Raw genomic sequence first — 12802 nt, forward strand, 5'->3', positions numbered from 1 at the left:
TCGTGAAATAAACCACACCTTGGTGTTAGCGCCAAGGTACGGTCGTCACCGGCTTGGCCACCGCCGTTTCACCGCCGCGCAAATGGCCCAGTTTCTCCAGCGTCTGCAGGCGGGCCTGGGCGCGATAGGCATACTCGTTGCCCGGGTACTGCTGGATCAGGTACTGATAGGTCTGCGCGGCATCCACGTAAAGCGCCTGGCGCTCCAGGCATTGCCCGCGTAGCAGCGACACCTCGGGGTGGATAAATGGCCGCGCACGGCTGGTGCGGTCGACCTGCGACAGCTCAAGCATGACCCGGGCGCAATCGCCACGGTCATAGGCACGGTAGGCATTGTTCAGGTGGTGGTCCATGGACCAGCGGGTGCAGCCGACGACGCTGGCGGCCAGGGCTAAAACGATCAGGGCTCGCATGGTGATCTCCTTTGATGCCTGTTTATCGGCCAACGCCAACAAATCTTCACAGCCTTTTGCAAGCATACCCTGCCCGTTCAAATGCCACCCTGCCTTGGTCGCAGGTAGTGCAACGGAACAATGACTACAGCGAGATTCAGGAGTAGCCTTTCGCTGCGCTTCACTATAGGAGTCTGTGCATGAGCATCCGCCGTACCAAAATCGTCGCCACCCTTGGCCCCGCCAGCAACTCGCCGGAAGTGATCGAACAGCTGATCCTCGCCGGCCTGGACGTGGCACGTCTGAACTTCTCCCACGGCACTCCGGACGAGCACAAGGCCCGCGCGCGCCTGATCCGTGACATCGCCGCCAAGAACGGCCGCCATGTAGCATTGCTGGGCGACCTGCAGGGTCCGAAGATCCGCATCGCCAAGTTCGCCAACAAGCGCATCGAATTGAAGATCGGTGACAAGTTCACCTTCTCTACCGCCCACCCGCTGACCGAAGGCAACCAGGACATCGTCGGTATCGACTACCCCGACCTGGTCAAGGACTGCGGCGTCGGTGACGAACTGCTGCTGGACGATGGCCGCGTGGTCATGCGCGTCGAAACCGCCACCGCAGATGCCCTGCACTGCGTGGTGATCATCGGTGGCCCGCTGTCGGACCACAAAGGCATCAACCGCAAAGGTGGCGGCCTGACCGCACCGGCCCTGACTGAAAAAGACAAGGCCGACATCAAGCTGGCGGCGGAAATGGACCTGGACTACCTGGCCGTGTCCTTCCCGCGTGACGCCAGCGACATGGAATACGCGCGCAAGCTGCGTGACGAAGCCGGTGGCAGCGCCTGGCTGGTGGCCAAGATCGAACGCGCCGAAGCGGTTGCCGACGACGAGACCCTCGACAAGCTGATCGCCGCCTCCGACGCGGTGATGGTTGCCCGTGGCGACCTGGGCGTGGAAATCGGCGATGCCGAGCTGATCGCCATCCAGAAGAAGATCATCCAGCACGCCCGCCGCAACAACAAAGCGGTGATCGTGGCGACCCAGATGATGGAGTCGATGATCCAGAACCCGATGCCGACCCGTGCCGAAGTGTCCGACGTGGCCAACGCCGTGCTGGACAATACCGACGCGGTGATGCTGTCGGCTGAAAGTGCTGCAGGTTCGTACCCGATCGAAGCCGTTCAGGCCATGGCCCGCATCTGCCTGGGCGCTGAAAAGCACCCGACCAGCCAGAAGTCCAGCCACCGCCTGCACACCACCTTCGAGCGCTGCGACGAAAGCATCGCCCTGGCGGCCATGTACACCGCCAACCACTTCCCGGGCGTGAAGGCGATCATCGCCCTGACCGAAAGCGGCTACACCCCGCTGATCATGTCGCGCCTGCGTTCGCACGTGCCGATCTTCGCCCTGTCGCCGCACCGCGCCACCCAGGCACGCGCCAACATGTTCCGTGGCGTGTACCCGATCGCCTTCGACCCGGCTTCGCTGCCGGCCGACAAGGTGAGCCAGGCTGCGGTCGACGAACTGCTCAAGCGTGGTTTGGTGGAGCAAGGTGACTGGGTGATCCTGACCAAGGGTGACAGCTACCACACCATCGGTGGCACCAACGGCATGAAGATCCTGCATGTCGGTGATCCGCTGGTCGGCTGATCCTGCCTGAAAGGGGGCCGCTTTGCGGCCCTTCGCGGGCAAGCCCGCTCCCACAAGGACCGCGCAGGCTCAGGTCTGATGCAATTCTGTGGGAGCTGGCTTGCCGGCGATGAGGCCAGCCCAGGCAACATAAATGCCTCAGGCATGTTCAACGAATTCATCAGCAAACACCTGCCCCCGCGGCACCCCGGCAATAAACAGCCGCCGCGCAAACCGCTCGACACTCCCCGGCGCCCCACACACCAGGGCCACCGTCTGCCGTGACGTCAGCCGCAACCCGGCCAGCGCTTCCTCCACATGTTCCGCCATCACCAACTCGGTAGTCACACCTGCCATTCCCTGCAACGGCCCAGCCAGATAATGCCCGGCGCTGTCCCCCGCCACATGCAGCACCCGAATCTCGCCGCGATGCCCCTGCCGCACCGCCTCGCGCAGGATGCCCCACAACGGCGCAAGCCCGGTGCCCGCTGCCAGCAGCCATAGAGGCCGGTCCTGCCAGTCCGGATCGTAATGCAACGCTCCGCCTCTGAACTCACCCAGGCGCAGCACATCACCCACCTGCAAACCACGGGCCTTGTCGCAGAAAGCGCCAGGGCGCTGGCAATCGATGTGGAACTCCAGAAAGTCCTCTTCCCCCGGCAGGCTGGCCAGCGAATACGGCCGCGCTACCGAACCATTCCACAACACCACATGCTGCCCCGCCTGGTAACGCACGGCCCGCTCAGGCCGCAGCCGCACGCGCAATACATCACCGAACCAATCCAGCGCACAGACTTGGGCCGGCACGCCATCGCGCTGCGGGTCGAACAGCGCCACTTGCAGGTCCTCGACCACCCGGCACTGGCAGGCCAGGCGCCAGCCCAGGGCATGCTTGTCCAGCGCCAGGGCCTCGGGCAGGGCATCCAGCGGTTGCCCGGCCAGGCAATGCACCAGGCAGGCATGGCAACTGCCGGCGCGGCAGCTGTAAGGCACGTTGAGCCCGGCATCATTCAAGGCATCGAGCAGGTTGCTGCCGGTTGGCACCGCCCAGCGGTGCTCGCCCACGCAAAGTTCGGGCATGGTTGATCGTTCTCCACAAATCACAGTCCACTGTAAGCCAAGCGCGCAACGGCAGCAAAAAGGATGCCCAACCACTGCCGACCATGGTCCAGACCGGCCGCAGGTGTGCCCGGCAAGGATGCGCGCTATACTGCCGCGCCTTTTTCCGTCGGCCTGACCTGCCGGCGCCTTGCAAGGCGCTTCGACATGCTGGTCGGCACCGTCGATGCGTCTTTTTGAATGTTCCCGTCTTTAAGAGGAGCGCGCTGCATGACCGTGATCAAGCAAGACGACCTGATTCAGAGCGTCGCCGACGCCCTGCAATTCATTTCGTACTACCACCCCGTCGATTTCATCCAGGCCATGCACGAGGCCTACCTGCGTGAAGAGTCGCCCGCTGCGCGCGATTCCATCGCCCAGATCCTGATCAACTCGCGCATGTGCGCCACCGGCCACCGCCCGATCTGCCAGGACACCGGTATCGTCACCGTGTTCGTGCGCGTGGGTATGGACGTACGCTGGGACGGCGCTACCCTGAGCGTCGACGACATGATCAACGAAGGTGTGCGTCGCGCCTACAACCTGCCGGAAAACGTCCTGCGCGCTTCGATCCTGGCCGACCCGGCCGGTGCCCGCAAGAACACCAAGGACAACACACCAGCGGTCATCCACTACTCGATCGTCCCGGGCGACAAAGTGGAAGTGGACGTGGCTGCCAAAGGCGGTGGTTCCGAGAACAAGTCGAAGATGGCCATGCTCAACCCGTCCGACTCGATCGTCGACTGGGTACTGAAGACCGTCCCGACCATGGGTGCTGGCTGGTGCCCGCCTGGCATGCTCGGCATCGGCATCGGCGGTACCGCCGAGAAAGCCGCCGTCATGGCCAAGGAAGTGTTGATGGAGTCCATCGACATCCATGAGCTGAAAGCCCGTGGCCCGCAGAACCGCCTGGAAGAAATCCGTCTGGAGCTGTTCGAGAAGGTCAACCAGCTGGGCATCGGCGCCCAGGGCCTGGGTGGCCTGACCACCGTGCTCGACGTCAAGATCATGGACTACCCGACTCACGCCGCCTCGCTGCCGGTGTGCATGATCCCCAACTGCGCCGCTACCCGCCACGCCCATTTCGTGCTCGATGGCTCCGGCCCGGCCGAGCTGGAAGCACCGTCGCTGGACGCTTACCCGGAAATCGTCTGGGAAGCCGGCCCGAGCGCCCGTCGCGTCAACCTCGACGACATCACCCCGGAAGAAGTCGCCAGCTGGAAGCCGGGCGAGACCATCCTGCTCAACGGCAAGATGCTGACCGGCCGCGATGCTGCGCACAAGCGCATGGTCGAGATGCTCAACCGTGGCGAAGAGCTGCCGGTCGACCTGAAAGGCCGCTTCATCTACTACGTAGGCCCGGTCGACCCGGTCGGTGACGAAGTGGTAGGCCCAGCCGGCCCGACCACCGCCACCCGCATGGACAAGTTCACCCGCCAGATCCTTGAGCAAACCGGCCTGCTGGGCATGATCGGCAAGTCCGAGCGTGGCCCGACCGCCATCGAAGCGATCAAGGACAACAAAGCCGTCTACCTGATGGCCGTGGGTGGCGCTGCCTACCTGGTGGCCCAGGCCATCCGCAAGTCGAAGGTCCTGGCCTTCGCCGAGCTGGGCATGGAAGCGATCTACGAGTTCGAAGTCAAGGACATGCCGGTGACCGTTGCTGTAGACAGCAACGGTGAGTCGGTACACATCACTGGCCCTGCCCTGTGGCAGAGCAAGATTGCCGAGAGCCTGGCAGTCGAAGTGAAGTAAGCCTGATGTAAATGCGGTGCGTTTTTCGCGATAAAGCAGCGAAGAGCGCACTGCAGCTTTTACCGGAAGCTACCAAACGGCTCCGGCCAGTCCCTGCAGGTAAGTACCTGCCCTTCCTAGCCCTCCCTCTTCATATTGGCAGTTCCTTCAGCCAGTAGGACATCAGTTTGTCGGTGCTTTGCGTCTCATCCAGGTCTCGCCAGGCAAAGCTTGTGCGCAACGATGGGTCGTGCAGAAAGCCACGGTTACGCCAGAAGCCGTGCAATGGTTTGTAGTCTGCTGGCCGTTTCGGGTGCACGCCTGGCCGCTCGACCGCACAGAATGCGCAGTAATCAAATTCGGCCAGCTTGTGCGCGTAAGACTCACGCTCGATGAAGAAGCGCACCCCCAGGCCCTGACCACGGTATTCCGGCAGTACCAGCGACCCACCGAAGTAGTACACGCTGGCCGGGTCACGCCCTTGGGCCAGGAACGGCTGCTGGAATTCGGGGGCGACATCCACCAGTGGCAGGCCGGTGGAGGCGCCGACCACCTGGCCGTCGTCCAGCGCCAACACCACCAGGCTGCGCCCGGAGCGCGTATAGGTAGCGAGGTAGTCGGCCTCGTATTCCGGAGTGCCGTCGTAAAGGTAGGGGAACTCGCGAAACACGCTAAGGCGCAGGCGAGCGAGGTCATCGATGTAAGGCGCGATAGCGGCGCCGTGCAACAGGCGTATTTCCATGCTTGGCGGTCGTTTTGTCGATGTGGATGACGCGCTCGGCTAAGCCGGGCTTGAGGGGAAACCCTATCATCCGTGGCAACGACCGGCCTTTTCCCTACACGACAGGTATTGTTCCATGACCGCTACCGAACTGGTAAATGCTTACTACGCCGCCTTCAACGCCGGTGACATGCAGGGGTTTCTGGCGCTACTGAGCGAGGACGTGATCCACGACATCAACCAGGGCGAGCGGGAGATGGGCAAGGCCCGGTTTGCCGCGTTCATGGACAAGATGAACCGCTGCTACCGCGAGCGCCTGGCCGACATCGTGGTGATGCAGAACGCCGATGGCAGCCGTGCGGCGGCAGAGTTCACGGTACACGGTGAATACCTGGCCGATGACGAAGGACTGCCAGCGGCCAACGGGCAGACCTATGTGCTGTCGGCGGGGGCTTTCTTCTATATCCACTGCGGCAAGATTGCGCGGGTGACCAACTACTACAACCTCAATGACTGGGTTGAGCAGGTGGGTTGATCCTGAGCGGCGGTATTGCCTGCGCCGGCCTCTTCGCGGGTAAACCCGCTCCTACAGGGATCACACATAACCTGTAGGAGCGGGTTTACCCGCGAAAGGGCCCGGTCAGGCGATACGAGTGCCCAGTACCTTGAGGAAGGCTGCCAGCCACGCCGGATGCGCTGGCCATGCCGGGGCAGTGACCAGGTTGCCATCCACATGCGCCTGGTCGACCGCAATATCGATGAATATCCCACCCGCCAATCGCACTTCCGGCGCACACGCCGGGTACGCGCTGCATTCACGCCCTTCCAGCACACCCGCCGCTGCCAGCAATTGGGCGCCATGGCACACCGCCGCAATCGGCTTGCCGGCCTGGTCGAACGCCCGCACCAGCTCCAGCACTTTTTCATCCAGGCGCAGGTACTCCGGTGCACGGCCACCCGGGATCAACAGCGCGTCATAACTCTCGGCCCGCACGCGAACGAAGTCATAATTCAGGGCAAAGTTGTGCCCCGGCTTTTCGCTGTAGGTCTGCTCACCCTCAAAATCATGAATGGCGGTGCGTACCGTCTGCCCCGCCAGTTTTTCCGGGCACACCGCATGCACCGTGTGGCCGACCATGCTCAAGGCCTGGAACGGCACCATCGCCTCGTAGTCCTCGACGTAATCGCCCACCAGCATCAGGATCTTCTTCGCCGTCATCGCACCCACTCCTTCGGTTAACAGATACTGCACGATAGCCCCTGTCAGTCACGGCGGTCGAGCAGGTTGACCACCAGCCGGTCGATCCATCCCCAGATCCGCTGCTTCACCCTGCGCCACAGCGGCCGGGCATGCCAGTGGTCGAGGTCGACTTCCTCGCTCAAGGCAAAGTCACGCTCGAAGCTGGCAACCACAGCCGCCGTCAGTGGCGGGTCCAGCGCCTCGATGTTGGCTTCAAGGTTGAAGCGCAGGTTCCAGTGGTCAAAGTTGCACGAACCGACGCTGACCCAGTCGTCTACCACGGCCATCTTCAGGTGCAGGAAGCACGGCTGGTACTCGAAAATCCGCACCCCGGCACGCAGCAGCCGTGGGTAGTAGCGGTGCCCGGCGTAGCGTACCGACGGGTGGTCCGTACGTGGGCCGGTCAGCAACAGGCGCACATCAAGCCCTTTGCTGGCAGCACGGCGTAACGAACGGCGCACGCTCCAGGTCGGCAGAAAATACGGTGTGGCCAGCCATACCCGCTGCTTGCCACTGTTCAGCGCCCGCACCAACGAATGCAGGATGTCCTGGTGCTGGCGGGCGTCGGCATAGGCCACTCGCCCCATGCCTTGCCCTTGCGCAGGCAGTTTGGGCAGGCGCGGCAAGCCAAAGCCCTCGGCGGGGCGCCAGGCGGTGCGGCGGTTGTTGGCGGACCACTGGCGGTCAAACAGCAGTTGCCAGTCGGTAACCACCGGCCCCTGGATCTGCACCATCACCTCATGCCATTCGCTGGTCGCATCGCCCGGCGTCCAGAACTCGTCGGTAACACCCGTGCCGCCCACCACGGCCCAGCGTTCATCCACCAGCAGCAGTTTGCGGTGGTCGCGGTACAGGTTGCGCAGGCCGCGCTTCCAGCGCAGGCGGTTGTACCAACGCAGGTACACGCCGGCCTCCAGCAGGCGCTGGCGCAAGGCGCTGTTGAACGCCAGCGAGCCATAGTCATCGAACAGGCAGCGCACCCGTACACCGCGCCGTGCGGCCTGTGCCAACGCCTCGACCACGGCTTCGGCACACGCGCCAGCCTCGACCAGATACAACTCCAGATCGACCTGGAACTCAGCATGCACGATCGCCGTGAGCATGCGCGGAAAGAACTCGGGGCCGTCGATCAGCAGTTCGAACTGGTTGCCATCCCGCCAGGGGAAGACCGGCCCCGGCATGTCAGCGGGCGGTGAAGATCAGCACCGCGCTAACCGGCACCGACGGATTGATGGACTTGAGCCCGGCGAGCTTGCGCAGGGTTTGCAGCCCAGGCAGCAGGCCGAAATCCTCGGCACGTAGCACCAGAGGTTCGAGGGTTACCACCTGAAAGCGTCGCTCATCCAGACGCGTGGCCAGCAGCAGGGCGTTGTAGCTGTGCGACTGGCCATGCAGGGTAACGGTAAGCGGCAGGCGCAGTTCGATCTGGGCACCGTTGGCCAGGTCGTTGATTGGCCGCAGGTCCAGTTGCGCCTGCACCTTGGCTTCGGCAAAACGCTCGACCTCGAACAGGTCGTCACGCATACGCTCGTCACGCAGCGGGATGCCGCTGCTGACCGAATCCATCTCGATACTCAAGCCGGCCGCGCCCTTGCGGTCGACCTTGCCATGCAGCACCAGAAAGCGATGCACCTCGGCCGTGTCACCGTTCTTGCCGGTAATGAACGACAGGCGCGACGATTCGCCATCGAGGTGCCAATTGGCGTGGGCGGGCAGGCACAAAGCCAGCAGCAGGGCGGGCAAAAGACGGGGCAGCTTGAACATGACAGATCTCGTGAAACCAGGCCGCCAACCTTACCCGCCCGCCTTCATGGCAGCAAGCGGCAGCCCTCGCGCGGGCCCAGCCAGGCAGCCTGGTTGCGCCGCCCCAGGCCCTCGGCAGTGATGTGTCGCTGCGAGGTGTTTTCCTCAAGCAGGCTCAGTGGCAGCCACTGTTTTACATAGCCTTGGCAATACGCCTGCTCGAAGCCCATGACGAAGCGGCACGAGCAGTATTCCTTGGCCGAGTAGGCCGAGAGGATGCCAGGGAAGTCTGCCAGGGCCTGACGCTCGTACCAGGCCCAGAACACCAGCCCTGACAACACCAGCAGCAGTACGCGCTTCATGCCCCCTCCCCGGCCAGTACCGCCAGCACTCGCTTGAGCAGTTCGTCATGCTGATAAGCGCCGTCCCGGTCATCGGCATAGCGCACGATCACCAGCTTTTGCGTGGGCAAGATGTACAGCGCCTGGCCCCAATGGCCCAGGGCGGCGAAGGTGTCTGCGGGCGCATTTGGCCAGGGCCGCGTAGCGCCGGCCAGCGGCTGGTTGAGCCACCAGTGGCCGCCTGGGTTGGCCTCTGCGGGGACAGGTTCGGCATGGGCAAACGGCGTACGGTTGAAGGCCACCCAGGCCTTGGGCAACAGTTGCCGGCCTTGCCAGCGCCCCTCGCGTTGCATCAGCAAGCCGATACGGGCCAGGTCACGGGCGCTGAGGTAGAGGTAGGAAGAGCCCACGTAGGTGCCCGCCTGGTCACGTTCCCACACCGCGCTGTCGATACCCAGCGGGGTGAATAATGCGTGCCAGGGGTAATCGGCGTACTGCCCGGCATCGAGCATGCCGCGCAGTGCGGCGGCCAGCAGGTTGCTGTCGCCACTGGAATAGAGGAACCGCTGGCCGGGGCTGGCCGTCGTACCTCGGGCTGCCGTGTAGGCGGCCATGTCTTCGTGGCCACGGGTATACAGCATGGCCACCACCGAGGACTTGAGCGGGGCGTATTCGTAGTCTTCCTGCCAGTCCAGGCCACTGGCCCAGTGCAGCAGGTCGGTCATGCGCACGCCCGGGTGGGTGCGCATGGCGGGATAGAAACGCGCGACCGGATCTTGCAACTGGAAGCGTCCCTCTCCTTGGGCCACGCCCATCAGCGTGGCGAGTACGCTTTTGCTGACCGACCAGGTCAGGTGTGCGGTGGCGGCAGTGGTGGGGGCGGCGTAGCGTTCGTGGAGGATGCGGCCGTCGCGGATGATCAGCAGGGCGTCGGTGCGGATGCCGCTGCGGTCTGGGGTGCGGGCGGGGAAGGCGTAAGTGTCGACGGCTTGCCAGTGGAGGGTGTCAGGGTCGGTCTGCCATTGCGGATCAGGCCAGTCCTCGGCCTTGGCGGGTGCCATGGCCAGGCAAAGAACCAACAACAGACCTTTCAGCATCGTGTTTCAGGCTCACAATTTTGGGGCTGCTGCGCAGCCCTTTCGCGACACAAGGCCGCTCCCACAAAAGCGAGACCTGCGCCGGCCCTTGTGGGAGCGGCCTTGTGTCGCGAAAGGGCCGCAAAGCGGCCCCAGGATTCATCGGTTCACGCAAAACTATCAGGCATTCATGACAATCCCGCAGCAGCCCAGGCTTTGTTCAGCCGCTTCTCACGGGCCGCCGCGGCCAGCGCCATCACCCCTTGGTCCCGCTGCCAGATCTGCGCCCAATGCGCCGGCCCCGCTGCCAGTGCCGCATCAATCTCCCCCCGCAACGCCTGGAACTGCGCAAACAACCCACCCAGCAGCAAATGGCACCCCACACTGTCGGCACACTGCCGGCTGCCCTCGGCACACCCGGCCAGCAACCCAAGCAATTGCAGCCGCAACCCCTGCGGCCAGGCGCACGCCTGTCCGACGCCATATAACCAGGCCGTCAACGCCGCCAGCACATACAAGTCTTCCAGCGAGCGGAACGGTTTTACATAGGCATCCCAACCGTCACCCGCCAGCAACTCGCACGCGGCCTGCTCCAGCACCAGCCGGCCATGGCCCACTTCCGGCATCAACGGCAGGGTTGGTAGCGGTTCGAGCGTTACCCCAGGCTCCCCGGGATAGACCACCGCCAGGTTCAACTGTGGCGCCGCGCCAGCCGCCTCGCTACGCGCGGCCACCAGTAGCCACTCGGCATCCAGCCCGGCCGTGACGAAATCCTTGCTGCCCGTGAGCCGCAAGTGGTCGAGCCGCGTATGCATGTCCGCTGGCCGCACGCTACGCCGCTCGGTGGCGCACAGGGCGCCGAGGCTTGGCGGGGCACTGGGCCACAGCACGCGCAAGGCGGCCTGGTAACCCACCAGGAACGCCAGGCCCGGCGTGGCCATCGCACGCCCGCCCAACACCGCCAGTTCAAAAGGGGCAACCGGGCCGAGGCGCTCAAGCAGCGCGGCGTAGGTTTCGCCCAGGGTGCCCGCCAGCGCTTGGCGAAGCGGGTCGTTCAGTCGTTGCAACCAGGCCATGTGACGGCTCCTTGCTGGGGCTTTCTGGTCAAGGTTCTAGGGGTGTCACGCAAGCATCACCAAAGATTCACAGGGGTGACACCGCGCCTACCTAGGCTGACTTTGCACAACAAAGCCGACCGGCCGCAACCCTTCATGGCTGGCTTATGGAGACTCGCAATGACTCGGATCGCTCTCTCTGGCGACAACAGCACTGAACGCCGTCTGCAAGCCGAACGCCTGGTTGGCGCCACGGCGCTGCAAGAGGCCCAGGCCCTGCGCTACAAAGTGTTCAGCGCAGAATTCAAGGCCAAGCTCAAGGGTGCCGAGCAAGGTTTGGACATGGACGACTACGACGTGCATTGCCGCCACATTGGTGTTCGCGACCTGAGCACCGGCGAGCTGGTCGCCACCACCCGTCTGCTCGACCATCAGGCCGCCAGCAGCCTGGGCCGCTTCTACAGTGAAGAAGAATTCCGCCTGCACGGTCTGTTGCAACTGCAAGGGCCCATCCTCGAACTGGGCCGTACCTGCGTCGCCCCCGACTACCGCAACGGCGGCACCATCGCCGTGCTGTGGGGCGAACTGGCCGAAGTGCTCAACGAAGGCCGCTACAGCTACCTGATGGGCTGTGCCAGCATCCCCATGCAAGACGGCGGCGTGCAAGCCCATGCCGTGATGCAGCGCCTGCGTGACCGTTACCTGTGCACCGAGCACCTGCGCGCCGAGCCGAAGAACCCGCTGCCGAACCTGGCCCTTCCGAATAACGTCATCGCCGAAATGCCACCGTTGCTCAAGGCCTACATGCGCCTGGGCGCAAAAATTTGCGGCGAGCCGTGCTGGGACGAAGACTTCCAGGTGGCTGACGTGTTCATCCTGCTCAAGCGCGACGAACTGTGCCCGCGCTACGCGCGCCACTTCAAGGCGGCCGTCTGATGCCGAAGCTGCGGGTAATGACCCGCCTGGCTCGACTGCTGCTGGTGCTGTTGCTGGGCATGCTGATGGCCAGCCTGATCGCCCTTGGCGAACGCCTGGGCTACAAGGCCCCCATCGAACGCCGTCAGCGCTGGACCTGCCTGTTCATGAAGCGCCTGGTCGCCGCCCTGCCCTTCGACGTGCGTGTAGTGGGCGAACTGCCGCAGCGGCCGATGCTGTGGGTGAGTAACCATGTTTCCTGGACCGACATCCCCTTGCTGGGCATGCTGCTGCCACTGTCGTTCCTGTCCAAGGCCGAGGTGCGCCACTGGCCAGTAGCCGGCTGGCTGGCGGAAAAAGCCGGAACGCTGTTCATTCGACGTGGCGGTGGCGACAGCCAACGCCTGCGTGAGCAGATTGCCGGACAACTGGGCCTGGCCCGACCGCTGCTGATCTTCCCCGAAGGCACCACCACCAGCGGTCGCACCTTGCGCACCTTCCATGGCCGCCTGCTGGCAGGTGCCATCGACCGGGGTGTGGCGGTGCAGCCGGTGGCTATTCAGTACTTGCGCGATGGCCAGATCGACCCGATTGCGCCGTTCATTGGCGATGACGATTTGGTGTCGCACCTGATGCGCCTGTTCGCCCAGCCGCGGGGGGAGGTTTGCATTCACCTGCTGCAGCCGATTGGCAGTGTGGGCAAGGAACGGGCGGTGCTGGCGTTGCAGGCACAGCAGGCGATTCACCTGGCGTTGTTTGGGGTGGAAGAAGTCGAAGCAGTGCCACGGCGGCAGGCGCGGGCTGCCTGATACGTTTGCACTGTCGGCGCTGGCCTCTTCGCGGGCTTGCCCGCT

The 12802-nt window shown here is 64.0% G+C and carries 14 protein-coding genes; 5 read left to right on the forward strand and 9 right to left on the reverse strand.

Annotated features, from left to right (window positions below; genetic code table 11):
• Positions 1-25: 25 nt before the first annotated feature.
• Positions 26-412: a hypothetical protein gene (locus N436_RS04185; RefSeq protein WP_016713621.1), complete on the reverse strand. Its 387-nt coding sequence runs from the start codon at positions 410-412 to the stop codon at positions 26-28.
• A gap of 179 nt (positions 413-591) precedes the next feature.
• Here N436_RS04185 and pyk point away from each other — a divergent pair, with 179 nt between their 5' ends.
• Positions 592-2046, forward strand: a complete 1455-nt coding sequence (gene pyk, locus N436_RS04190; RefSeq protein WP_016713620.1) for a pyruvate kinase — start codon at positions 592-594, stop codon at positions 2044-2046.
• A 138-nt stretch (positions 2047-2184) separates the two neighbouring features.
• Here the strand turns inward: pyk and N436_RS04195 are convergent, their stop codons facing one another.
• Positions 2185-3105: an iron-sulfur-binding ferredoxin reductase gene (locus tag N436_RS04195; RefSeq protein WP_110740477.1), complete on the reverse strand. Its 921-nt coding sequence runs from the start codon at positions 3103-3105 to the stop codon at positions 2185-2187.
• Between the two features lie 249 nt (positions 3106-3354).
• On the opposite strand from N436_RS04195, the gene N436_RS04200 reads away from it, so the two are divergent.
• Positions 3355-4878, forward strand: a complete 1524-nt coding sequence (locus tag N436_RS04200) for a fumarate hydratase (protein ID WP_051098439.1) — start codon at positions 3355-3357, stop codon at positions 4876-4878.
• A 130-nt stretch (positions 4879-5008) separates the two neighbouring features.
• Here the strand turns inward: N436_RS04200 and N436_RS04205 are convergent, their stop codons facing one another.
• Positions 5009-5599: a GNAT family N-acetyltransferase gene (locus tag N436_RS04205; RefSeq protein WP_105945774.1), complete on the reverse strand. Its 591-nt coding sequence runs from the start codon at positions 5597-5599 to the stop codon at positions 5009-5011.
• 115 nt (positions 5600-5714) lie between these two features.
• Between N436_RS04205 and N436_RS04210 the strand changes: the two genes are divergently transcribed.
• Positions 5715-6113 (forward strand): nuclear transport factor 2 family protein, encoded by a 399-nt coding sequence (locus tag N436_RS04210; protein WP_110740478.1) that lies wholly within the window; start codon positions 5715-5717, stop codon positions 6111-6113.
• Between the two features lie 105 nt (positions 6114-6218).
• Here the strand turns inward: N436_RS04210 and N436_RS04220 are convergent, their stop codons facing one another.
• The 6 genes from N436_RS04220 to N436_RS04245 all read right to left on the reverse strand — a co-directional run bounded on the left by N436_RS04220 (position 6219) and on the right by N436_RS04245 (position 11054).
• Complete coding sequence (locus N436_RS04220; protein ID WP_110740479.1) at positions 6219-6797, reverse strand: DJ-1/PfpI family protein; 579 nt, start codon at positions 6795-6797, stop codon at positions 6219-6221.
• A gap of 44 nt (positions 6798-6841) precedes the next feature.
• Positions 6842-7999, reverse strand: a complete 1158-nt coding sequence (locus N436_RS04225) for a phosphatidylserine/phosphatidylglycerophosphate/cardiolipin synthase family protein (protein ID WP_110740480.1) — start codon at positions 7997-7999, stop codon at positions 6842-6844.
• 1 nt (position 8000) lies between these two features.
• On the reverse strand, positions 8001-8582 hold the full coding sequence (locus N436_RS04230) for a YceI family protein (protein WP_027609142.1): 582 nt from the start codon (positions 8580-8582) through the stop codon (positions 8001-8003).
• Between the two features lie 44 nt (positions 8583-8626).
• Positions 8627-8923 carry an amidase gene (locus N436_RS04235; RefSeq protein WP_105945771.1) on the reverse strand — a complete coding sequence of 99 codons (297 nt, stop codon included), beginning with the start codon at positions 8921-8923 and terminating at the stop codon, positions 8627-8629.
• Positions 8920-9999 carry a serine hydrolase gene (locus N436_RS04240; RefSeq protein WP_105945770.1) on the reverse strand — a complete coding sequence of 360 codons (1080 nt, stop codon included), beginning with the start codon at positions 9997-9999 and terminating at the stop codon, positions 8920-8922. The genes N436_RS04235 and N436_RS04240 overlap by 4 nt, the downstream gene beginning before the upstream one ends.
• Before the next feature lie 167 nt (positions 10000-10166).
• Complete coding sequence (locus N436_RS04245; protein ID WP_060497989.1) at positions 10167-11054, reverse strand: hypothetical protein; 888 nt, start codon at positions 11052-11054, stop codon at positions 10167-10169.
• 159 nt (positions 11055-11213) lie between these two features.
• On the opposite strand from N436_RS04245, the gene olsB reads away from it, so the two are divergent.
• A complete protein-coding gene (gene olsB / locus N436_RS04250; protein ID WP_105945769.1) occupies positions 11214-11969 on the forward strand; it encodes an L-ornithine N(alpha)-acyltransferase in 756 nt (251 codons plus the stop codon).
• Positions 11969-12757 (forward strand): lysophospholipid acyltransferase family protein, encoded by a 789-nt coding sequence (locus N436_RS04255; protein WP_110740481.1) that lies wholly within the window; start codon positions 11969-11971, stop codon positions 12755-12757. The genes olsB and N436_RS04255 overlap by 1 nt, the downstream gene beginning before the upstream one ends.
• The last annotated feature ends 45 nt before the right edge of the window (positions 12758-12802 follow it).

The organism is Pseudomonas sp. RV120224-01b, from assembly GCF_003208145.1.
GTDB classification, from domain to species: Bacteria; Pseudomonadota; Gammaproteobacteria; order Pseudomonadales; family Pseudomonadaceae; genus Aquipseudomonas; species Aquipseudomonas monteilii.

Excerpts from the sequence above, each read along its gene's own strand:
- N436_RS04185 (WP_016713621.1), bottom strand. The coding sequence starts at position 412 with ATGCGAGCCCTGATCGTTTTAGCCCTGGCCGCCAGCGTCGTCGGCTGC.
- pyk (WP_016713620.1), top strand. The coding sequence starts at position 592 with ATGAGCATCCGCCGTACCAAAATCGTCGCCACCCTTGGCCCCGCCAGC.
- N436_RS04195 (WP_110740477.1), bottom strand. The coding sequence starts at position 3,105 with ATGCCCGAACTTTGCGTGGGCGAGCACCGCTGGGCGGTGCCAACCGGC.
- N436_RS04200 (WP_051098439.1), top strand. The coding sequence starts at position 3,355 with ATGACCGTGATCAAGCAAGACGACCTGATTCAGAGCGTCGCCGACGCC.
- N436_RS04205 (WP_105945774.1), bottom strand. The coding sequence starts at position 5,599 with ATGGAAATACGCCTGTTGCACGGCGCCGCTATCGCGCCTTACATCGAT.
- N436_RS04210 (WP_110740478.1), top strand. The coding sequence starts at position 5,715 with ATGACCGCTACCGAACTGGTAAATGCTTACTACGCCGCCTTCAACGCC.
- N436_RS04220 (WP_110740479.1), bottom strand. The coding sequence starts at position 6,797 with ATGACGGCGAAGAAGATCCTGATGCTGGTGGGCGATTACGTCGAGGAC.
- N436_RS04225 (WP_110740480.1), bottom strand. The coding sequence starts at position 7,999 with ATGCCGGGGCCGGTCTTCCCCTGGCGGGATGGCAACCAGTTCGAACTG.
- N436_RS04230 (WP_027609142.1), bottom strand. The coding sequence starts at position 8,582 with ATGTTCAAGCTGCCCCGTCTTTTGCCCGCCCTGCTGCTGGCTTTGTGC.
- N436_RS04235 (WP_105945771.1), bottom strand. The coding sequence starts at position 8,923 with ATGAAGCGCGTACTGCTGCTGGTGTTGTCAGGGCTGGTGTTCTGGGCC.
- N436_RS04240 (WP_105945770.1), bottom strand. The coding sequence starts at position 9,999 with ATGCTGAAAGGTCTGTTGTTGGTTCTTTGCCTGGCCATGGCACCCGCC.
- N436_RS04245 (WP_060497989.1), bottom strand. The coding sequence starts at position 11,054 with ATGGCCTGGTTGCAACGACTGAACGACCCGCTTCGCCAAGCGCTGGCG.
- olsB (WP_105945769.1), top strand. The coding sequence starts at position 11,214 with ATGACTCGGATCGCTCTCTCTGGCGACAACAGCACTGAACGCCGTCTG.
- N436_RS04255 (WP_110740481.1), top strand. The coding sequence starts at position 11,969 with ATGCCGAAGCTGCGGGTAATGACCCGCCTGGCTCGACTGCTGCTGGTG.